This window comes from Paenibacillus anaericanus, assembly GCF_003994475.1.
Lineage (GTDB): Bacteria > Bacillota > Bacilli > Paenibacillales > Paenibacillaceae > Fontibacillus > Fontibacillus anaericanus.
The window spans coordinates 169,829-191,269 of record NZ_RZNY01000004.1 but is presented as its reverse complement, the minus strand read 5'-3'; the positions used below and the strand labels follow the sequence as shown (position 1 = coordinate 191,269).

Here is a 21,441-nt window from a genome sequence, read left to right as displayed (position 1 = left end):
CAACAGCGATCGTAAGAACATTTCGCTCTGTAGCCTAATCACATTCAATAGTTCAACTTATAAGTGAAGTAAGTGAGGGGAGACTTTTTAATATGAGTGCAATCCAAGCCGTCAATTGGAATCGGCCTGATGATGATTTTACAAATATGTTCTGGTATCAGAACATTCAACAATTTTGGACGGATGATGAAATTCCACTTTCCGATGACAAAATGTCATGGATCACTTTAAGTGATGTGGAAAGAGATTGCTATATGAAGGTGCTTGGCGGGTTAACATTGCTCGACACAGTACAGGGTGGCGTAGGGATGCCCAAAATTCTGGAGCATGTAGACGGCTTACAACGTAAAGCGGTGCTGGGATTTATGGCGATGATGGAGCAAATTCACGCTAAATCCTATAGCAGTATTTTTACGACACTAGCGTCAACAGAAGATATTGATCAAGTATTTCGCTGGGTTGAAGAGAACCCGATCTTGCAACGTAAAGCACAGACGGTATCCAAGTACTATAATGGCATCAATTCACCCAAAGATTTGTATTTGGCGATGGCGGCTTCGGTATTGTTGGAGAGCTACTTATTCTATAGTGGGTTCTTCTACCCGCTTTATCTAGCAGGTCAGGGTAAGATGACATGTAGTGGTGAAGTGATTGATTTGATTCTTCGCGATGAGAGCATCCACGGTGTATATGTTGGATTGCTAGCTCAAGAGATTTATAACGAGCTAGAGCCTGAAGAGCAGCGTGAACTGTATTCGAAGCTGGAAGAAATGGTCCAATATCTGCATGTAAATGAAGAAAAGTATACGGAGGAAATCTATTCATCGATCGGTTTGGTTGATGAAGTGAAGGCTTTCGTACGCTACAACGCCAACAAAGCGATGATGAACTTGGGCTTTGAGCCTTTGTTTGAGGAAGAAGAAGTGAATCCAATTGTGTTTAACGGAATTAACACGCGTACGAAACAACATGACTTTTTCTCTAAGAAAGGCAATGGTTACGTACGTGCATTGCATGTGGACTCGCTGACGGATGAAGATTTCAAGTTTGATTTTTAAAAGTACATGTATAAAGGCAATACCCTCTAGTCATAATTGTTCACGTCTCTGAGATAGAGATAGACGAGTTCTAAAAAGGGCGAAAGGGAAGATGCTCGTGTTAAAAAAGAAGTTATTGATTGTGGATGATCAGTACGCCATTCGGAAATTGTTAGAAGAGATGTTTCGCTCGGAAGATTATGAGACATTCGAAGCTTGCAACGGCGAGCAGGCCCTTCAGTTGCTGGATCAGGAAGCTCCAGATTTAGTGCTTCTGGACATGAAGATGCCAGGTTTAAGTGGACTAGAGCTGATAGACATGATTGGACAAAGAGAGAGAAAGACAATTGTTGTGGTTATTACGGCGTATAAAGAGTTGGAACTGGTTCAACGGACCAATCAGTTTGAACCAACTATGGAATTCGCTAAGCCTTTTGACATATATGAAGTGAAGGATGCAGTTCGTGATTTATTGCATATGGATGCAGTAGTAATCTAGATAGATTGAAAAAGACATATAGGAGGCACACTGGCGATAGCCGTGTGTCTTGTTTTTTATCAAATTTCGTTGATTAATCATCTTAAAAGACCTCTTCATTCGAAGTATAATAGGGTTATTGTGCGAAACCCAGGAGGAATCAAGGATGAAATTACATTTTGAAGGGGATTTAACTACATTATTGCCCGGTATTCGGGCGCTGTCAGAGGAACTTAAGTTCACGGAAGCGGAAGATGGCATTATTGTTCGTGTCGAACCTTCTGATGGGGAACTTGATGTAGGACTTGAACAAGAGCAAGGACAAGCATACATACGTTATGGACAAAGACATCATTTCTTCCGTGGCCTCGGACTTCTAGTACAGCATGGTAGCAGTGGTGAATCGTTCAACATTCGGGAACAGCAGCAGTTTGACACCATCGGACCGATGTTCGACTTATCAAGAAATGCTGTATTAACGCTGGATAGCTTCAAGTTTATGCTGCGTAAAATGGCGTTAATGGGCCTAAACACCGTTATGTTGTATTTGGAAGATACTTATGAGATTAGCGGAGAACCATACTTCGGATATATGCGAGGTCGTTATTCACAAGCCGAGCTACAAGCAATTGATGATTATGCGGATAAATTTGGTATCGAGGCGTTTCCAAGTATTCAGACCCTCGCTCATTTGGAAGAGTTCTTGAAATGGGAGCCTGTAGGGTTTTATAAGGATACCAAAGGGGCGCTCCTCGTTGGGGATGACAAGGTAGAGCATTTAGTTGAGAAGATGATCGATTCCGCAAGCGCTCCATTCCGCAGCCGCAAGATTCATGTGGGCATGGATGAGGCAGAGGAGCTGGGTCGTGGTAAGTATCTGGACCGAAACGGTTATCAGAGCCGCTTTGATATTATGACAGGCCATTTAGAAAAGGTACTTGAAATTACCCGCCGCCGCGGCTTAAAGCCGATGATGTGGAGCGATATGTTCATGAAGCTTGCTTCAGCCGATGGGACGGATCAATACAATACGAACGAGCAAATCCCAGAGGAAATGGCGAAGCGCATTCCGAAGGATATCGATATGGTGTATTGGGATTACTCCCATACGGATGCTGATGATTATGAGAAGTTGATTGCAAAGCATCGTCCACTCGGCTGCAATTTAGTGTTCGCCGGTGCGGTTTGGGTGTTCAATACCTTCGGTGTTAATTACGGCTTATCGCTTAATGCCACTGACACAGCGCTTACCGTGTGTAAGAAGGAAGGGATTCGCGAGGTTTATGCGACAATGTGGGGCGACGATGGGATGGAAAGTAACCCCTTCGCAGCGCTTCTAGGTTTACAACTCTATGCGGAGCATGCCTATACGGAAGGCAAACCGAATTGGGAGCAATTGGCGGAGCGCGTAAAGTTCTGTACAGGCACGTCTGCTGATGCATTCTTGAAGTTCAAAGATCTGGACGAAACACCAGGTCAGGAGCCGAATAACAGGAAACAAAGTAATCCATCCAAATTCCTACTGTACCAAGATGTGTTACTCGGTATGTTTGATAAGCAAATCGAAGGTCTTGAATTGAATGCTCATTATCAGCAATTGGAGCAAACTATCAAGAATACACGTGTACCTGTTGCAGAACTGGATTACTTGTTCGAGGTGCCTGAGAAGCTCTGCGGTGTACTTAAGCTCAAGAGTGAGATCGGTATTGAACTGAAACGGGCTTATGATGCTAAGGATGTGGAGTCGCTAAGACGAATAGCTACAGAGGTGTTACCTCAAATTTCGGATGCGGTTAAAGCTCTTCGTGCTGCTCATCGTACACAATGGCTCGGGATGTTCAAGGCATTTGGTTGGGAAGTAATTGATATTCGCTATGGTGGTGTAATTAACCGGCTTGATACAGCATCGATGCGTCTTCTCGATTATGTGGAAGGTCGCATTGAAAGTATAGAAGAATTGGAGCAAGAGCGTCTTATATATAGCTCATCTAATCGATTCAACAATCGTGGAATCGGCTGGTGTAGTTTCTATTATCGGATGGCGTCACCAAATGTCTTCTTCCACGTTATGAATCCTTTTTAAATGAGTAACCTTTAATATGAAAAGGCACCTTATGGTATCGTTAAGCACGATACTAGAGGTGTTTTTTTTTGCTGTGGTTAATTACATGGCTTTGCTCTTTTATCACGTTTATTTTATAGAATGCAGGGTTAAGCTGATAAGAGATACTAAACTGTTTAGAGAAAAAGAGTGAAACTCGAACATAGCAGTTCTGTGTTTCTTTGCATAGCTATTGCTAATGGTTGAAGGGGGGGATTTCTGAAGATGAAATGGATTTTAATGGTTCTGATTGGGATGGTAGTCATAGCGATAATGATTATAAAATTCTGCTCATTTCTTGGTAGAAAGCCTTCGCCAGAGAAAGCAAAGACATTTCATAAATCTCAAAACTTTCGGAATGGAAAGTTCGTAAATCAAACTCCCGTAGATACGAGTAAAAGTATAAAAGGTGTGTTCGCTGTTTTATGGGGAAAGGTCTCAAAACAACCTAGATTAAGGCCTGATTATGAGATCCCAATCAAGTCTATAAACGAACGGCTTGTTAATCCCATTGAAGGAACCACCCTAACATGGTTTGGTCACTCTGCATTCTTATTAGTTATGAATGGAACAACTATATTGCTAGATCCGATGTTCGGTAAATACTCCTTTCCAATCCCACTGTTCGGCAGTAAACGATATAATGAAAAACTCCCTATGGAAATTGAACAATTTCCACATATCGATGTGGTTCTCATATCTCACGATCATTATGATCATTTAGATGAAATCTCAATTAAAAAGCTGAAAGATAAGGTAACACTCTTCTGTGTTCCACTAGGTGTGGGAAGCCATCTGGAAAGATGGGGCATTGACCCACATAAGATTAAGGAATATGACTGGTGGGACGAAATGAACATGAAGGGGCTCGTATTGGCAGCCACTCCTGCTATTCACACCTCGGGAAGAGGGAAGTCCGATTCAAACACAACGCTGTGGTGTTCATGGGTAATTAAGGGGAAGCAAACGAAGTTGTATTTCAGTGGGGATAGTGGTTATGGTCCGCATTTCAAACAAATTGGACGGCAGTATGGACCGTTTGATATTACTCTTATGCAATGTGGACAATATGATGAACGCTGGGCAACGACTCATATGTATCCTGAACAAGCCATTCAAGCGCATTTGGATGTGCAAGGGAAGGTCATGATTCCAATGCATTGGGGAACATTTACGTTAGCATTTCATGATTGGACAGAACCGATTGAACGTGTACTGCTAGCAGCTAGAGATCAAGGCGTTGAAATCTCCACCCCCAGGATCGGTGAGATGGTGCGGGTCCATGCAAACATGTATCCTGATTCGCCTTGGTGGAAATAAGAATAGTGTACTGAAAATATAAAAAACCTCCATATTCATATGGAGGTTTCTTTCAGTTATTACTCTTTAAATTCTACAATGGGCTTGATCACTTGCATGATCAATTTGATCTTGTCTGGAGAGCAATCCTCAAGCATTAGATTAATTTCATTTCTCAGGTAATCACGTGTGGAACTATTGGCTCCACTTAGAATGTATTCAGGTGATTCTTCGAGAATGACACACAACTGAGACAGCCTGTCCAGGTTAATAGGCGTTTTCCCTCGTTCAATCTTACTTATGTAGGCATTAGAGACATCCAGTTTCTCGGCCAGCACTTCTTGTGTAATTCCTTGTTTATCTCTAGCAAGTTTAATCCTTTTGCCAATTAGCGAATAATCAAAAGCCATATGCATCACCTCAATAAATTGTAACAACCAATAGAAGGGGATTACATGCACAAAAGGTTAAGTTGAACTTATTGGTTAACCGTGTTAAACTATGATAAACTTACTTTGTTGTATCAAATTACCTTATTTGTATGTATGATACTAAAGAGGGTGTGTAGTAATTATGATGTCATTATTACCTTCATAGGGAGAACTAATACTTTTATAAGTGGAAGGAGGGGGTAGTCTGAAACACATGAACAGAATTTCAATAATCATCAAGAAGTATCTGGATGAGAATCATCAGTCAATTGAAATATTCTCAAATGCTTGTGGTATTGGGCGGGGAGCATTAAGGCGAATCGTATATGGTAACAAGATGATTTCGATTGAACAATTGGACCGTATTACGGATGCGTTGGAAATGCCAGTGGGAACATTATATGAATCATATTGTGAAGACTGCATGACATGCAATCGTGGATGGAAATGGCTAAGACCCCTCTTTTTACGGTGCGACGAATTAGAATTGTATAACGATTTGAGAAAGATATCTCATATTATTATGCAAAATAGTAAATTCATACAAGGTACTTTCGAGATAGCAGAATCATTTTTTGACCAGGACAAGCATAATTCAGCAACTATATTATTTGAAAGCATTGTAGATGTTGACAAAGGTAGTCATTTTGAGAGATTAGCCATTAGTCATTATCGGCTATTTAAAATCGTCCTATATCATAACTTTGGTAGTCCTTATGTGGCACATCGATTTATTCCCTTTCGAGCACGTCTTCCAGAAGCATATGCGTTGGATGGCTTAATGCTACTCACTGAGAACTTTGCCGCGTTGGAGAGATGGGAAGATGTCGAGAAATATGCTGAGGAAATGCATCTATTAGCCTATGACATATATCAAAGTAAACTTAAGAACACTAAGAAATTCAGAAACTCTCTGCGCCATCCCTTGGTTTATTACTATGGACGAGCCTTATTATTAAAATCGATTGCATATGAATATCAGGGAATGTACAAAGAATGCATGAGATGTATTACGGGTTATGTCGATTTGAGTTGGTTTGAGGGTTTAAATGATGAAGGCCGTAATGAAGTGGAGCGATTAAGTTTGTTTGCTCGTGGGAATATGCTTTGTGTTCAAGTGAAGATGGGTGATCAAGAAGTTATACCTGAATACGCCTCCTTTCTTCGGGAGAATCCACAAGAGATCGTAGCGGGTCTAATTACGATGTTGATCTCAGCAAATGAATATCATTATTCTATCGATCAGACGCTACAGTTATTTTCTATTGAATCTATTAAATCTATTGATTTCGTTGATATAGATAATTCTGATAGCTATTACAAGAAATTTTTTAGCCGCCATCGGTTTTGTAAGTTTTTCTATCATTATGCAGAGTATTGTTTCGTAAGAGGCCATTATCAAGAAGGAATTAGGAACATATTATTAAGTCTAGAAGTTGCCATTGAAATGAAAAATAATCGTATTATGGTTCTGTGTATGACCTGGTTTGAGAAATATCGTGAGCATGCTAGCCTCGAACAGACAGAAGTATATGATCTGCTATGTAAAGGGGTACAGAATAATACGCATGAGGAGCGACCTGAGTCTCTCGAGTCTTTTTGGAATTTTCTAATGTCGACGTTGTGATCGGTGTCCCACAATTATATTAGTATTGTTCAACTATAGATGAATTAATTTGTCTTTATAACGTTCCAAGCATGATTAGAGCTTGGCGTTTTTTATTTTCTCCCTCAGAGTTGATCAGGGGGTTATTTACAGTTCACCATTTTTAATGGATAATTTTACACATCTGATGTCAAAGGATGTGAAGTGAATTACATGAAAAAGTTTAAACTCAAGTATATCGTGATACCATTAATACTAATACCCTTTGTATTAGCAGTGGCGTACTTCTGTTCAGAATTTTATGGATTACCCTGGGAACATGCAGCAGTTAAAAAAGAAGCAGTTCAATATATGAAAAAAAAGTATAATCTAGATGTTGTAGCATCGGGAAGTTCCTTTAATTTTAAATTCGATTACTATACAGCTAAGGTGTACAACGTTAATGATGGAGCCAAAAATATAATACGTGTTGAAAAACAAAGGTTTTATGACGAACAGAATCAAGCCAGCGGAAAAAGATTAGAAGATAACTATAGTGAAATCTATTGGGGTAAGAAAAAAATGGATGAACTACAAGCGAAGTTCCCTACTTTTTTTAAACTAGATGATATAGAAACGGTAAGAATTGATACTGATTTTCTTACAACTCCATTAGAGAAGGGTGTAAGTTCAGATAAGGATGAGCAGGGGGCTTTTATTCCAATAAGCTCAGATTATAGCAATATGTTGGATATAAAACTTAACACTAATGAATTCTCAGACGAGTTGTTACAGGAGTTATTACTTGTAATTAGGGAAATCAGAAATACACAGTTGAAAGTTGATTTCATCATAAGAGGGACAGGTAAAGTAAGTGATTCAGATACTACAGCGGTGAAAATAAAGATTTTAGGTTTAAAGTCCGAGAATATAATGAACATCAATAGTGTTGAAGACCTAAAAAGAGAAATAGTGGAGTATTAACTTTTCTGGGAAGTTTGATTATAAGGAGAGTGGCACTAATGAAAAAAGGATATTTTTATATAGCCGCTATACTTGTAGCTCTACTTCTATTACCATTTCATCATCTTGGCTATTCCTTAGGTGACAGTATTTTTAAAGCAGTGGGGCTTTCTCCATGGACCAAAATAAACAACACAGGTTTTCATTTGCCCGCAATTATTGGCATTATTTTATTAATCGTGGGTACGAGTGGAACAGTAAAATTTTACAAACCTAAATATCCTAAGATTTTAAGACGGATCATTATTGGATGTTGTGTATTTTTCATTGTGGTTCCTTATGTCTCCGAAGGTACGATGTACTTACTTAAGCATAACTCAAATGAAATCGATTCGATTGATGTTGCAGATTTGAAATGTCGCTATAAAACGGATGAGGGGAATTCAGTAATCGCTGATTGCACGTTCGAACTTTATAACTATGGTAAAGCAGAAAAAATCTCGCTTAAACCAGTGCTTAATAATGAATTTAAACAGTTTGAATTTCAAAGTAACACACTTTCACTCGATACACACAGCAAGTTAAATATGAGCATGCAATTTAATGGAATACAAAAAGATGAAAGTGTTGTTGTTTCAGGATCACTAGGAGAAGTCTACTTAGATCTTGAGATTATTGAATAAAGACGGGGGGGCTTCGCAATGGGAAGTTATCTACGAGGACAAATCGCTGAGATGGCGAATGTGAACATGGCCACTTTGAGATATTATGAGAATCACGGACTTATTCCATCTCCTCCACGATCTGAATCTGGGTATCGATTGTACCCGGCAGACGTACTGACACGAATCGAATTCATAAAAAATGCTAAGCTTTGCGGTTTTACTCTAAAGGAGATCAAAAAGGCACTCACAAATTCTGCAGATGGAAGTATTAGTATTCAACAATTCATTGATTTTATTGATAGAAAAGTGGTAGGAATCAACCAAGAAATTGCCGCGAAAGAGCAAACGAAGCAAATGTTGGCTGAATTGAAAAACAATCTGCAATCGACACATAAGCAACCTGAGGTGCAAGGTGTACTGCAGATTCTCCATATGGATTCATGACTTGACCCTGTTCTATACTGCAGGGTTTATATTACGTTATTAAACCTTGAAGTAGGAATGGAGGAATGATCATGGAACGAACACCGATAGAGCAACTAACAGCGATCAAGAGTTTTTTGAAGCAAAGTAACAATGTAGAGGGTAGATCAGTGGAACAAATCCGCCAGCAAATGAATGAAGCTGTATCACAACTACCACCACTACCAGGTAGAGTAATTGAACCGATGAAGATGGGTCATTTGAGTGGGGAGTGGGTCAGCACAAAGGGTGATATATCCCAACACAGTTCTGAAGCCGCCTGTGAGACTGAATCGGAACCTAAAGTCATTCTTTATTTCCACGGTGGCGGCTTTACTGCGGGTAGCTGTTACTATTATCGTGATTTGGCAGCCAGAATTTCGCAAGCGAGCGGTGTGAAGGTGTTGCTGGTGGAATATCGACTTGCACCTGAACATCCATATCCGGCAGCCAATGAGGATTGCTTGTTTGCTTACCGATGGTTACTGGAAAATGGATATTTGGCTCAACAAGTTATTATAGGTGGGGATTCCGTTGGAGGAAGTCTCGCACTCATGACATTACTATCGTTAAGAGACCACGCGGAGACACTTCCGGCGGGTGCTTTTCTGCTATCACCTCACAGTGATCTTGTGAATTTAGATGGTGAATCTTATAAGAGTAGGGCAGAGCTTGATCCTACAGGAAGTTTGAAAGGTAATCAAGAGATATTAACTCATTATCTGGGCAAATACTCGGGAACAATACCTATGTTGTTGTCTCCGCTGAGAATGGACTTGAGTGATTTACCGGATATATTGATCCAAGTAGGCGATCATGAAGTGCTGTTAAGTGACGCTACACGGTTTGCTGAACGAGCGAGCGCAGCAGGTGTTAACGTCTCTCTAGAGGTTTGGGACAACATGTGGAGCGTGTTTCAATTTTTAGCCTATATGTTGCCTGAGGCCCAGCAGGCAATTATTCATATTGGTCAATTTGTACGAAAGAGGCTCAATTAAGACGAACCATGCTCTGAGTGTATTTCATCGCATTATCCGAAAAATTAACTAATTTAAGAAAATCTTTATAATTACCCCCACTTCTTTTTAAACAGTTTTCCCTATCCTTAATGAATAAAGGATAGGAGGAAACTGAGATGAAGAAGTGGGGTTTTTTGTTTGTCAATCAAAAGATGGCTTCGTAAGGATAGTTCAGCGGCATTGATGTTTCTAGTACCCAGTGGTATAGGATTTTCGTTGTTCTACATTATCCCGTTTGCCATGGGTGTTTATTATTCCTTTATGGATAGTTCAATCGACAGCCAATTTGTTGGCTTGGACAATTACCGTGAGTTGCTCGCAAGCGAATCCTTCCATAAGGCTGCATCCAATACGTTTAATTTTACCGCAGTTAGTGTTCCGGTGATGCTTGCACTGTCACTAGGTTTGGCGATGTTGCTGAACCAAAATGTATATATTCGCAGTTGGCTCAGGACTGCTTATGTACTTCCGCTTGTCGTTCCTGTAGCCTCGATTATTCTAATCTGGCAAATACTACTCGATTGGAACGGTTCTCTTAATGCTTGGCTGAGCTACTTCGGATTCGAACGTGTGGATTGGATGAAGACAGATGCAGCGAGAACGGTGGTGATCGTCGTTTATTTATGGAAAAACGTCGGTTATAACATTATTTTGTTCTTAGCTGGGCTACAGCAAATTCCGAAAGATTATTATGAAACCGCCCAAGTTGAAGGGGCGGGGCGCTTCCGACAGTTTGGCAATATTACACTCGTGTATTTAACGCCGACAATGTTTTTTGTCATTATCATGTCCATCCTCAATTCGTTTAAAGTGTTCCGAGAAACCTATTTAATTGCAGGTGACTATCCGCACGACAGTATATATATGCTGCAGCACTATATGAACAATATGTTCATGTCACTAGATATTCAGAAACTGACGGCGGCGGCAACGATAATGGTCGGCTGCATTCTACTCATTGTGAGCGTGTTGTTTATGTTGGAACGCCGTTTTCGGCAGTTTATGGAATAGCACATGCTTATGCATACGAGGTATTTTCTATGAAAAATTTTAGGGAGAGCGGTCGATTGCAAAGTACAAGAATATTACAAAAATTTGCGTTAACTGTCGTCATGACCGCCATCGCGGTACTGTTATTATTCCCCATGGTGATTACTTTCACAAATTCGATCATGACTGAACGAGAAATTAGTATCAACTATGGGCTGATCGGAACAATGAACGAAGTTACTGCAGGGGATACGAATCGGTTTGTTAATTTAAAGCTACTGCCAGATCAAGTCTCGCTGGAGCAGTATGGCAAAGTGTTGGTTAATAGCTCAAAGTTTCTAATGATGTTTTGGAATTCAGTATTCATGGTCGTGCCAATCATTGCAGGGCAGACCCTGGTAGCCGCGCTAGCTGCATATACGTTCTCCAAATTGCAATTTCGCGGTCGGGAGGCACTGTTCCTTGTCTATCTTTTGACGATGCTCATGCCGTTTCAAGTGACATTAGTACCGAATTACATTATGGCGGAAAAGCTGGGATTGCTGAATAGTCCAAATGCCATTATATTACCTGGGATTTTCGCAGCTTTTGGTGTGTTTATGCTCAGGCAGTTTATGCTACCTATTCCGTATTCTTATATCGAAGCGGCTAAGCTTGATGGAGCCGGACATTTACGGATTTTCTCCACGATTATTGTCCCTATGATCAAACCAGGCATGGCTGCACTCGTTATTCTATTGTTTGTCGATTATTGGAACATGGTGGAACAACCTCTTATTTTTCTGGATGATCCTTTAAAGCAGCCACTTTCAGTTTATTTATCAAGAATTAACTCAGGCGAGCAGGGGGTTGCTTTCGCTGCATCTATGCTTTATATGACTCCGATGGTGCTGTTATTTTTGTATGCAGAGACCTATTTCATTGAAGGAATTCAACTGTCTGGCATCAAGGGGTAGATCGTGAGGGGTTGATGCTTACGATGCAAGTTTCTTTAAAGCAAGAGTCTTAGGGGGAAGAGGAAGTGGAAATAGATTTAAGAGAAGTGCCTAAAGATCGTGGGCGCAAACGAAAAATTCAAATTATTTTCAGTATATCTATTATATTGTTAGTGTTCTTCACACTATTTAGTAACACATTCCAGTCTCTGACTTTTCCAAAAGTGAGGACGGAAAATGCAGTATATGGAAGTCTCGTACATACGCTTGAAGGAAACGGAATACTACAGCCCATCGCAGAAGCAAAGCTAGTGAATTCTGACCATTGGAAAGTAGCAACGATTCTCGTGAAAGAAGGGGATCATGTGAAAAAGGGACAAAAGCTAATTACCTATGACAGTAAATCTGCCGAAAGAGAATTGCAAGATGAAATCACTCATCTGGAAAAGCAAAAAATTGAGCTGCAAAATATACAAGATCGTTTCATTACATCAACAACAGAAGGGGATGAGATGGGGATTCGGACTGCAAAACGCGATATTGAAACGTATAAACTTGATCTTGGCGTGCAGGAACGAAAAATTAACGTATTGAGGGATCGACTAGACAGCCAAAAGGAAATTTCAGCTCCATTTGATGGTGTGATTACGAAGCTGAATGCCATTGAGGGGATGGTGTCTGCGGGGGAACCGGATGTTCTTGTCTCCAACAGTAGCCTAGGTTATCGATTGGATATTTTTGCTGACTCAACGCTGTTGTCAAGCTTAGGAATTTCGATCGGAGAGAAGATAGATGTCGAGGTAGCTACTGCCCAAGAACAACAGACCCTTATGATTGTCGGTACGGTTGAGGAAATGGTGAATGAACAACCGCGTACTAATGAAGAAGCGGGCAAGACCATAACGATCACTCAGAAGGTCCTACGTATAAAGGTTGTTAACTCTCAATTGATAGGGGGTGAACAGGCAAGGATTAAACTCGAGAAACGCTCAAGCAAAGAGGGATTTGTCATTTCAAATGTGGCTATTCATGAGGAACGAGACGGAATGTTTGTTTATAAAGTTGAAGAACAGAAAGGGGCATTAGAAAATGTCTTTCTCGTTCGTAAAGTCCAAATTCATTACAGTGAAACGATGGACAAAGAAACGATGATCCAATCGGATAACATCTATGATGATGACCTGATTATTCTGGAAAGCAGTGAGCCTTTACAAGATGGAAACCGTATTCGTATGGAATAGTTAAGCAAATATGAGATAAAATTATTGGAGGAACTTATACAATGAAAAAGTGGCTGTGGATGATTTGTATTGGTATTTTAATTACGACAACGACGGCATGTGGTTCTGGAGGTAGTAAGGATTTAGAAAGTAAAGAGGGGAAAACAGTCGTTACTTTGTCTGTACAACAGCCGAGTTCATTTTTTCAGGCGGCAGAAAAAAAGTTTGAAGAAAAGTATCCGGATATTGATCTTCAAATTCAGACTACAGATGATTATGAGAAATACCAAAAAACGACGAATACAGCACTGCTATCAGGGAAGGGTCCGGATATCTTCGAAGTAAGCGGCTTGCCCATCGATGATTACGTGATCAAAAAGCTTCTCCTGAACATGGATGATTCCATGGAACAAGATAAAACGTTGAATAAAAGCGATTTACAAATGAACATATTGGAACTATTGAAGCTGAATGGTGGTATGTATACCATGCCATTCGGATTCTCCTTACGGGCGTTCGTAGGCGATGGGGACATTCTTGGGACCATGAACATCGACGATAAGAATTGGACCTGGAAGGAGTTTGAGGAGATTTCAAGGAAATTGGGGGAAAAAGGCACGGAACACCGTTACGCTTTAGCAAATGATCCACCTGATTTCCTCCTTACAGAAATTATTCTAGATAGATACACAGAGTTCGTTGATCATTCAACGAAACAGGCAAAGTTCGACTCTTCCTTATTCGTAGGAGTGCTGCAGCAAATAAAAAAAATGTACGATGATAAAGTTATGACTTCGGAACCGGCGGATATTGGCAAGCAAATGTTTTATTCTACCGTTTTGCGATCGCCGGCAGATCTTATCAATGATATGCATCAATTTTTCTCCAATCCGAAGCTGCTGCAGAAACCAGAACAAAAAGGTGGACCGAGGATTATCCCTAGTTCGCAGTTGGCGATTCAAGCGAACTCTCCTGTTAAAGAGGAGGCTTGGAAGTTTATTGCTTTCCTGTTATCCGAAGATGGGCAATCCCTGCAAGATAGAGATGGGTTTTCACTGCTTAAATCTGTGAATGAGAAGCAGCTGAACGACATTCAGACACAAGTTAAAAATGGAACGTACAAGCTTCTAGGCTCTGGGTCACTTAAGGTATCGGTATCGGACGAAGAATTTACTCAGTTCAGACAATTCATTAATACAGCGGATAACTATACTGACCTGGACGGTAAGGTGATTTCCATTATGGGATCTGAGGCCATTTCATTCTTCAGTGAACAAAAATCCGCGGAGGAAGTGGCAAAGCTAATTCAGAATCGAGTGAAAATCTACTTAAACGAATAATCTATAATGTCTTGATAAACTCTAGTAGAGCAAAAAGAGCCATTGATCTTCACATATTCTTCTCTGTAATGAACTTTGACGGTACAGAATGCGGATCATTTAACACCAAGCCGCATTCTGTAGTTAAACATAATATCTAAGTCTCTACCGTCAAAAAATCGCTCCACATTTTGTTGGAATGCTTCGATATCATCATCTAGATTCTTCAAATTGAGTTTCAGTACGTTTTGAACCGAACCCTGACTAAGTGCTAACCCAACATAGCGCTCTGCGTTACATGTCTCTATATTGTGAAATACAATTTCCTTGGTGAAACGGAAAATACCACTTTCACGGAAGTTATCTAAATGTCCGTCCTTATTCCATTTATGAACGAGATCAAAGGTGTCCACATTCTGTTGAATAACTGCATCCGCTTTTTGGATCAAGTTTAAATACTCTGCCTCTAAAGTCCAAAGAAGGGTAGGTGGCCAATCACAATCGTATACAGCAAATACGCCATTCTTTTTAAGAATACGATTGATTTCCTTGAGTGTACTTTCGGGTTCCATCCAATGGAATGATTGAGAACATGTAACGATATCAGCAGACGCGGACTTGGCGGGGGTTTGATCTGAATACCCAGCAACGAAAGTAATGGATGGAGTCCCGCCCAGCAGTTGTAACTTTTCTAGCGCTTTATTTCTCATGTCTTCATTTGGCTCTATACCTACAACTTGATCCGCATGTTCCTTCCAGATTATCGTGGATAAGCCTGTTCCACATCCCAGATCTAGGACAAGGGTTGGTTTGTGTCCGACATACTGAGTTAATAAGTTCACTACCTGTAATGGGGCCTCGGGGCGATATTTATCGTACAGATTAGCGTAGCCAGTAAATCTCGTTACATTGTTAGACAAATGGTTGGATTCGGTCATGTGTAAACCTCCTTAATAAGTTAGATATTACTAAACTATACCAAAGAAGTACTTACAAAGGGTTACTGGACTAAATAGTCTAATCTTGCTCAAGAGAAGGTGCCGTGTTACGCTAGGGATGCTTGGTAAATTCTTGTTTGCCATTCAAAATATACCCTAAAGAAGCTGAGGTGACTTATCCATGAAAGAAGAATTAGCATTAGCATTAAATAAACAGATGAATTTTGAGTTTTATTCAGCTCATGTCTATCTTGCGATGGCGGCATATTGTTCGGGTGAAAGCCTGGATGGGTTCGCGAATTTCTTCACTGTTCAGGCAGAGGAGGAACGTTTTCATGCGATGAAAATATATAAGTTCCTGAATGACCGTAGACAACGTGCAACGCTTGAAGCCATGCCGGAACCTAAGAATGAATATACCTCTATGCTGGATGTGTTTGAACATGGTTATGCACATGAGCAGCAAAACACTAAGAAATTTTATCATTTGGCTGATCTAGCTACAGATGATCGTGAATATGCGACGATTTATTTCTTGAAATGGTTTATTGATGAGCAGGTTGAAGAAGAGGCTCTATTCGATAGTATCATTCAGAAGCTAAAACGTATTGATAAAGACAGCAACGCTTTCTATATGCTTGATGCGGAATTCGCCGCTCGCTCTTTCACACCTCCGGCGGAATAGAGTAATCAGTAGCTAATCATAGTTGTTGTAACGAAGAACTCCACAACCCTCCCTCATCCTTAGGATGGGGGAGGGTTGTTTATTTGTTCTATTTTAACAAAACCTTTTCCATAATGACCACGTCAATCAAATGATTTCCAATAACTCCTTGTTTCTCGAACACTCCGACCTTCCGATAACCCTTCTTATTATATAATCCTTGACCTTGAGCATTAAAAGGAAGTGTAAACAATACAATCTTTCGAAAGTCATGCTGGATGGCTTTGGCTTCGATTGCGGAGAGTAGAGCACTGCCAACACCTTTACCCCGGTATTCTCGGTCTACATAGACGGAGAGGTCCGACACCCCATTGTAAGCACATCGGTGGGAATAAGGATTTAATGAAGCCCAGCCAATGACTACACCAGCTCGTTCCGCTACCAGAATACTATATCTAGCTTGATGATCTTGAAACCATTGGTTCATATACGGCAAATCCTTAGGCTCTGTTTCTAGCGTAGCTATGCGGTCCATGATTCCCTGATTGTAAATTTCAAGAATTGCTGCGACATCAATATTTGTAGCTTCACGAGTGGTTACTGTAATCATATGAATCCCTTCCTTCCGAAGCTGTCTGATTAAGGTCTATTGGCTTTAATTACTGCAGATACGATGTAATTGTCCACGTTCGCACCAGGAACCCAATCTTTGATAAAAGATTTAGACTCATCTTTAGGTTCGATGGAGATGTCAGTAAACCCGCTCAGTTGCAGCAAAGTAGTAATCTCTTCTATTGAGGAAGCACCTGAAACACAGGCGGAATATAACTCGTTCATATCATTCTTAATCTCAGGTGGTAACTCCGTTGTGGTTACAATGTCGGAGATCGCAAGACGTCCACCTGGTTGAAGTACACGGAATGCTTCGCTAAATACCTGCGCTTTGTCTGGCGACAAATTGATAACACAATTAGATATAATGACGTTTACAGTACGATCAGCAAGCGGAAGATACTCTATTTCGCCTAATCGGAAGTCGGTATTTGTATATCCACCTTTTAGTGCATTGGTCCGAGCGCGACTGACCATCTCTGGCGTCATATCTACCCCGATAACATATCCCTCGTCACCAACCTGACGTGCAGCTAAGAAACAATCAAAGCCTCCGCCGCTCCCCAGATCTAATACAACTTCTCCTGGTTTCAACTCAGCTATAGCTTGAGGGTTACCGCACCCTAGTCCAAGATTTGCTCCATCTGGAACAGCGCTTAACTCCTCGTCTGAATAACCTAATTTCGCGGAGACGACACTCGCATCAGGATGTACATCGCAGCAACTATCCGTTGAGCAACAAGAAGATGTAGCCGTTGGTTGTATTTGTTGAATGGCAACTTGTTTATAGCGACTCCGAACATTTTGACGAATCTCATCATTAGTTAATTTGGTCATTTGAAACACTCCTTATTTGATATTTATACGTTTCTAAAAGTTGCATCGTGCAAATTAATATGAAGAATATAGGGCTCAAAACCGTAATTAGTGCTTACTAATAGAAGTATATGCAGATCATAGCGGAGAGGGCGGAATTGTCCTGAAGAAGCGAAGCGGTCGGCTAAAAGCTTTCCAAAGGAAAGCTACTTCGGAAGCATATGCTTTGCCTCCGAATTTTTAACCCTATAGCGATATAATCAAACAAATTTGGAGGCAACAGCGATCGTAAGGATAATCCGTCCGTGGAGCGGTCATTGATCTAGTTTTACCTTTTTTTAGCGCTGATTTTGGTGTTGAGCCAAGGGAAAAAAGTTATCTTGATAACGGTGCACAACACTTACTTGATTTAGCCATAGCCTCGTTCAATAAAATTACTGACTTCATTACAGTCTCTTTTTCAAACTCTGTCATATAAGAAAAGACTTCATCAAGATAAGTATTCATCTGTTGATCAATGGTCGTTGCTACAAATTTTCCTTCGGTTGTCAGTGTGAGGGTATTGACCCTTTTGTCGTCAGGATGCGGAGTTTTGGACACTAAGCCCAGTTTAATAAGCGACTGTACCTGACGGCTAAACGTTGTGATATCCGTGGCCAGTGTATCGGCAATTTGCTGCATAGACGGATTCGTTTGTTGGTCTATCTCATATAGGATATGACTTTGTACCAAGGACAGATCGCAACCCCCAACACTGCAACAAACTTTGTTGAGTAGGCCGAACCGACGAGTCATCAATTGAAACTGTTCACGTGCGTTATTCATAAAAATCACCTCATGCAATAGTTATAATCTATTTACTTGTAAAATGCAACTAAATATCAGTGCTGTTGATTTCATTTCAAGTTCTATTTAAAATAGAACATATGCTTTTTTTCACAAAGATAAATAGTGATAGGATAGAAGGACGAGATAGTTACTATATATTGTTTATGAACCACACTGAGAGGAAGGCAACAAATGAACCCGCTGCAAATCGAGAAAATAAAAGGTATGAGAACTGAAATTACCCGGTTTATGATGATGTATAAATTCGCTATAAATGAAATAGAGACTAAGATTGATATTTTAAAGGATGAATTTCATTTCTTGCATGACTATAATCCGATTGAAAACAGTAAATCCCGTGTTAAATCCTTTGAGAGTATTATGAAGAAATTATACAGAAAGGGTGGAGAACCTTCACTAACCTATATTAGAGAAAATATTAGAGACATCGCTGGAATACGTATAACGTGTTCATTTGTCTCTGACATTTACCGGATCAGCGATATGTTGAGTAATCAAAGTGATCTAACCATAGTAGAAGTTAAAGACTATATTAAAAATCCAAAACCAAATGGATACAAAAGTCTGCATGTTCTAGCAAAGGTTCCTATATTTATGTCTGATCGGCAGGAAGAAGTATATGTTGAGATTCAAATCCGCACGATGGCCATGGATTTCTGGGCAAGCTTAGAACATAAAATCTATTATAAATTTAATCAAGAGGTACCTGTAAGCTTTCTGGAAGAACTAAAAGAGGCAGCTGATTCTGCAGCTTCCCTGGATCAAAAAATGGAACGACTTCATCATGAGATTAATGCCATAAAGGTAGAGAAATCAGAGGAGGGAGATATCTTAAAAGAAATCAATCAGTTGCTGGTTAATAATCAGCAAATTTCAATACCGAAACAATTATTAGAATTGCTAAATGTGGAACAAAAGTAAGCTATTAAAGTGAAGCAAGTTGTATAATAGAAATATTGTGTGGTTAGCTCGATTTAATACAAAATTGCTTTAATAGTAGGAGGGCAACGATGCCGGAACCTTTAAAGGCCATGTACAACGAAGAGTTTCTGCGGGAATTTAGCAAGAAGATAGTTTCTGTCTACAGTTCCTTTGAGACGGACAAATTCATCGCTACGGTGATGGATGATACATGGGATGAGCTAGAGCTAAAGGCACGGATGCGGAGGATTGCGCAGACACTTGGAACACATCTGCCGGATCGGTATGAAGAGGCGCTGGACGTGTTGTTTGCGATTGATGAGAGTTGTGTTGGATTTCCATATTTGTTCTTTCCCGATTTCGTAGAGGTATTTGGTCAGGCGGAAGAGCACTGGGAACTTTCCATGAAAGCACTGGAACGATTCACTTCGAAGTCCTCTGCGGAATTTGCTGTAAGATCGTTCCTGCTGCGAGATCCGGAGCGTATGATGTCACAAATGATGATCTGGGCGAAACATTCAGATGAGCATGTACGTCGTCTAGCAAGTGAGGGATCAAGACCTCGTCTACCTTGGGGACAAGCACTTCCGATGTTCAAGCGTGATCCAGCGCCAGTACTTCCCGTACTGGAGTTATTGAAAGCAGATCCATCACTTTATGTCCGAAAGAGTGTTGCCAACAACCTTAACGATATAGCGAAGGATAACCTTTCGGTTGTTGTGGACATCGCTCAGCGCTGGAAAGGCGAACATCCGCATACCGATTGGATCGTGCGACATGGATGTCGAACCTTAATCCGCAAATCCGTGCCAGAGGTTATGGCGTTGTTTGGTTATGCGGAATCGGATGGTGCGACTTCGCTTACATCCATGGCTTCATTGACTGTGGAGCCGTCTGTACTTACGATTGGCGGGAGCTGTGAGCTACACTACGAACTTCGCATCCGTGAAGGAGATCAAGCGCATCTGCGTATTGAGTACGGGATCGACTTTGTGAAAGCAGGAGGACGTACATCACGTAAATCATTCTTACTAAGTGATAAGACTGTACCCGGCGGATCTCTGCTAAAGGGAACACGGACACATCGCTGGGCGGATCTGACGACTCGCCGTCATTATCCAGGTGAGCACCAGATTGTGCTACTGGTGAACGGGAGAGAAGTTGCTAGCACGATACTTCAATTAGAGGAATAGCTAAAATGGTTATTTCGATAGAAATTGATGATTAGTTGCAGCATGAGTTCTATGAATGATAATATTAACGATATATTGTTTGAATCATAAGGAGCGTATATGAATGGCGATCAAGATTATTACTGACAGTGGTTCCGACTTGCCTATTGAGTACATTAAGCGGTTTAATGTTTCCGTCGTAAATTTATCGGTACATTTCAATCATGAGAAGATGCCGGGAGATATGGACGCCGAAACTTTTTATCACAAAATGCGGGAATCAAAGGCTTTACCGACTACAGCTAGTCCAAGTCCGTTGGATTTCCTGGACAAGTTCAAAGAAGTAGAAGAAGGCACTGATATCTTGGTAATTTGCATGTCCTCTAACATTAGTAGTACGTACCAAACAGCTATGATGGCCTTGGACATGTACAGGGAAGAAGGACATACGAATCGAATAGAGATCATTGACTCCAAGACTTTCTCCGGGGGATTATCCTTAGTTGTTGGCTTGGCAGCCCAATGGGCTGAGTCGTGTAAAAACTTGACGGAGTTAAAAGAAAAGGTTGTGCACCAATGCAAGGAGGTCAAAGCCTTCTTTACGTTGGAAACCTTGGAGAACGTCATCAAGGGCGGACGTTTGAACCGCTTGTCGGGTGCAGTCGCTTCCGTGCTCAATATCAAATTACTCTTGAAAATTAGTGAAGAAGGCACGGTAGAAGTAGTCGAGAAGACGCGGGGCATGCAAAATGCGCTGAAAGCTCTGTTGGCACGTCTAGAAGAGAAACAACATGACTATGAAAAAGCGGTTATTGCCATCGTACACAGTAATTGTGAGAAACGGGCGCTTGAAATCAAAGATCGTATTCTTGAGAAGCATCCCTTTAAAGAAGTTTTATTCTCCAATATGGGACCCATCATGGGCACGTATGCGGGAGAAGGCGGCGTTGGTATCGCTTTTTAAA

Annotated in this window: 22 protein-coding genes; 17 read left to right on the top strand and 5 right to left on the bottom strand. The window is 40.7% G+C overall.

What is annotated here, in order from left to right:
• Positions 1-92: 92 nt before the first annotated feature.
• The 4 genes from nrdF to EJP82_RS07120 all read left to right on the top strand — a co-directional run bounded on the left by nrdF (position 93) and on the right by EJP82_RS07120 (position 4,936).
• Positions 93-1,058, top strand: a complete 966-nt coding sequence (gene nrdF, locus EJP82_RS07135; RefSeq protein WP_127191350.1) for a class 1b ribonucleoside-diphosphate reductase subunit beta — start codon at positions 93-95, stop codon at positions 1,056-1,058.
• A gap of 97 nt (positions 1,059-1,155) precedes the next feature.
• Positions 1,156-1,536, top strand: a complete 381-nt coding sequence (locus tag EJP82_RS07130) for a response regulator (RefSeq protein WP_246054003.1) — start codon at positions 1,156-1,158, stop codon at positions 1,534-1,536.
• 145 nt (positions 1,537-1,681) lie between these two features.
• Positions 1,682-3,598: a beta-N-acetylhexosaminidase gene (locus EJP82_RS07125; protein ID WP_127191348.1), complete on the top strand. Its 1,917-nt coding sequence runs from the start codon at positions 1,682-1,684 to the stop codon at positions 3,596-3,598.
• 243 nt (positions 3,599-3,841) lie between these two features.
• Positions 3,842-4,936, top strand: coding sequence for an MBL fold metallo-hydrolase (locus EJP82_RS07120; protein ID WP_127191347.1), 1,095 nt, complete (start codon positions 3,842-3,844; stop codon positions 4,934-4,936).
• 59 nt (positions 4,937-4,995) lie between these two features.
• Here EJP82_RS07120 and EJP82_RS07115 read toward each other — a convergent pair whose 3' ends face one another.
• The gene (locus EJP82_RS07115) at positions 4,996-5,325 is read right to left on the bottom strand and encodes a helix-turn-helix domain-containing protein (RefSeq protein ID WP_127191346.1); all 330 of its coding nucleotides are present in this window, start codon (positions 5,323-5,325) and stop codon (positions 4,996-4,998) included.
• Positions 5,326-5,560: 235 nt separating this feature from the next.
• Between EJP82_RS07115 and EJP82_RS07110 the strand changes: the two genes are divergently transcribed.
• From EJP82_RS07110 to EJP82_RS07070, 9 genes are all read left to right on the top strand, one after another.
• The gene (locus EJP82_RS07110) at positions 5,561-6,973 is read left to right on the top strand and encodes a helix-turn-helix domain-containing protein (RefSeq protein WP_127191345.1); all 1,413 of its coding nucleotides are present in this window, start codon (positions 5,561-5,563) and stop codon (positions 6,971-6,973) included.
• 192 nt (positions 6,974-7,165) lie between these two features.
• Complete coding sequence (locus EJP82_RS07105) at positions 7,166-7,915, top strand: hypothetical protein (protein ID WP_127191344.1); 750 nt, start codon at positions 7,166-7,168, stop codon at positions 7,913-7,915.
• A 38-nt stretch (positions 7,916-7,953) separates the two neighbouring features.
• Entirely contained in the window at positions 7,954-8,577 is a 624-nt protein-coding gene (locus EJP82_RS07100) for a hypothetical protein (protein ID WP_127191343.1), read from the top strand.
• Between the two features lie 18 nt (positions 8,578-8,595).
• On the top strand, positions 8,596-9,003 hold the full coding sequence (locus EJP82_RS07095; protein ID WP_127191342.1) for a MerR family transcriptional regulator: 408 nt from the start codon (positions 8,596-8,598) through the stop codon (positions 9,001-9,003).
• Between the two features lie 71 nt (positions 9,004-9,074).
• Positions 9,075-10,019, top strand: a complete 945-nt coding sequence (locus EJP82_RS07090) for an alpha/beta hydrolase (protein WP_170220144.1) — start codon at positions 9,075-9,077, stop codon at positions 10,017-10,019.
• A 165-nt stretch (positions 10,020-10,184) separates the two neighbouring features.
• A complete protein-coding gene (locus tag EJP82_RS07085) occupies positions 10,185-11,051 on the top strand; it encodes a carbohydrate ABC transporter permease (protein WP_127191459.1) in 867 nt (288 codons plus the stop codon).
• A 29-nt stretch (positions 11,052-11,080) separates the two neighbouring features.
• A complete protein-coding gene (locus EJP82_RS07080) occupies positions 11,081-11,986 on the top strand; it encodes a carbohydrate ABC transporter permease (RefSeq protein WP_425464327.1) in 906 nt (301 codons plus the stop codon).
• A gap of 65 nt (positions 11,987-12,051) precedes the next feature.
• Positions 12,052-13,206 (top strand): efflux RND transporter periplasmic adaptor subunit, encoded by a 1,155-nt coding sequence (locus EJP82_RS07075; protein WP_342773676.1) that lies wholly within the window; start codon positions 12,052-12,054, stop codon positions 13,204-13,206.
• A gap of 41 nt (positions 13,207-13,247) precedes the next feature.
• Positions 13,248-14,525, top strand: coding sequence for an ABC transporter substrate-binding protein (locus EJP82_RS07070; protein ID WP_127191340.1), 1,278 nt, complete (start codon positions 13,248-13,250; stop codon positions 14,523-14,525).
• A gap of 95 nt (positions 14,526-14,620) precedes the next feature.
• On the opposite strand, the gene EJP82_RS07065 is transcribed toward EJP82_RS07070, so the two are convergent.
• A complete protein-coding gene (locus tag EJP82_RS07065) occupies positions 14,621-15,442 on the bottom strand; it encodes a class I SAM-dependent methyltransferase (protein WP_127191339.1) in 822 nt (273 codons plus the stop codon).
• 181 nt (positions 15,443-15,623) lie between these two features.
• On the opposite strand from EJP82_RS07065, the gene EJP82_RS07060 reads away from it, so the two are divergent.
• A complete protein-coding gene (locus tag EJP82_RS07060) occupies positions 15,624-16,127 on the top strand; it encodes a ferritin (protein WP_127191338.1) in 504 nt (167 codons plus the stop codon).
• A gap of 88 nt (positions 16,128-16,215) precedes the next feature.
• Here EJP82_RS07060 and EJP82_RS07055 read toward each other — a convergent pair whose 3' ends face one another.
• The 3 genes from EJP82_RS07055 to EJP82_RS07045 form a co-directional block, all read right to left on the bottom strand.
• On the bottom strand, positions 16,216-16,716 hold the full coding sequence (locus EJP82_RS07055; RefSeq protein ID WP_127191337.1) for an arsinothricin resistance N-acetyltransferase ArsN1 family A: 501 nt from the start codon (positions 16,714-16,716) through the stop codon (positions 16,216-16,218).
• Between the two features lie 29 nt (positions 16,717-16,745).
• Entirely contained in the window at positions 16,746-17,555 is an 810-nt protein-coding gene (locus EJP82_RS07050) for an arsenite methyltransferase (RefSeq protein WP_127191336.1), read from the bottom strand.
• Positions 17,556-17,909: 354 nt separating this feature from the next.
• The gene (locus EJP82_RS07045; protein WP_127191335.1) at positions 17,910-18,359 is read right to left on the bottom strand and encodes a MarR family winged helix-turn-helix transcriptional regulator; all 450 of its coding nucleotides are present in this window, start codon (positions 18,357-18,359) and stop codon (positions 17,910-17,912) included.
• 195 nt (positions 18,360-18,554) lie between these two features.
• Here EJP82_RS07045 and EJP82_RS07040 point away from each other — a divergent pair, with 195 nt between their 5' ends.
• The 3 genes from EJP82_RS07040 to EJP82_RS07030 all read left to right on the top strand — a co-directional run bounded on the left by EJP82_RS07040 (position 18,555) and on the right by EJP82_RS07030 (position 21,440).
• The gene (locus tag EJP82_RS07040) at positions 18,555-19,304 is read left to right on the top strand and encodes a GTP pyrophosphokinase (protein ID WP_127191334.1); all 750 of its coding nucleotides are present in this window, start codon (positions 18,555-18,557) and stop codon (positions 19,302-19,304) included.
• Positions 19,305-19,393: 89 nt separating this feature from the next.
• Positions 19,394-20,497, top strand: coding sequence for a DNA alkylation repair protein (locus tag EJP82_RS07035; RefSeq protein WP_127191333.1), 1,104 nt, complete (start codon positions 19,394-19,396; stop codon positions 20,495-20,497).
• A gap of 103 nt (positions 20,498-20,600) precedes the next feature.
• The gene (locus EJP82_RS07030; RefSeq protein ID WP_127191332.1) at positions 20,601-21,440 is read left to right on the top strand and encodes a DegV family protein; all 840 of its coding nucleotides are present in this window, start codon (positions 20,601-20,603) and stop codon (positions 21,438-21,440) included.
• Position 21,441 lies beyond the last annotated feature (1 nt).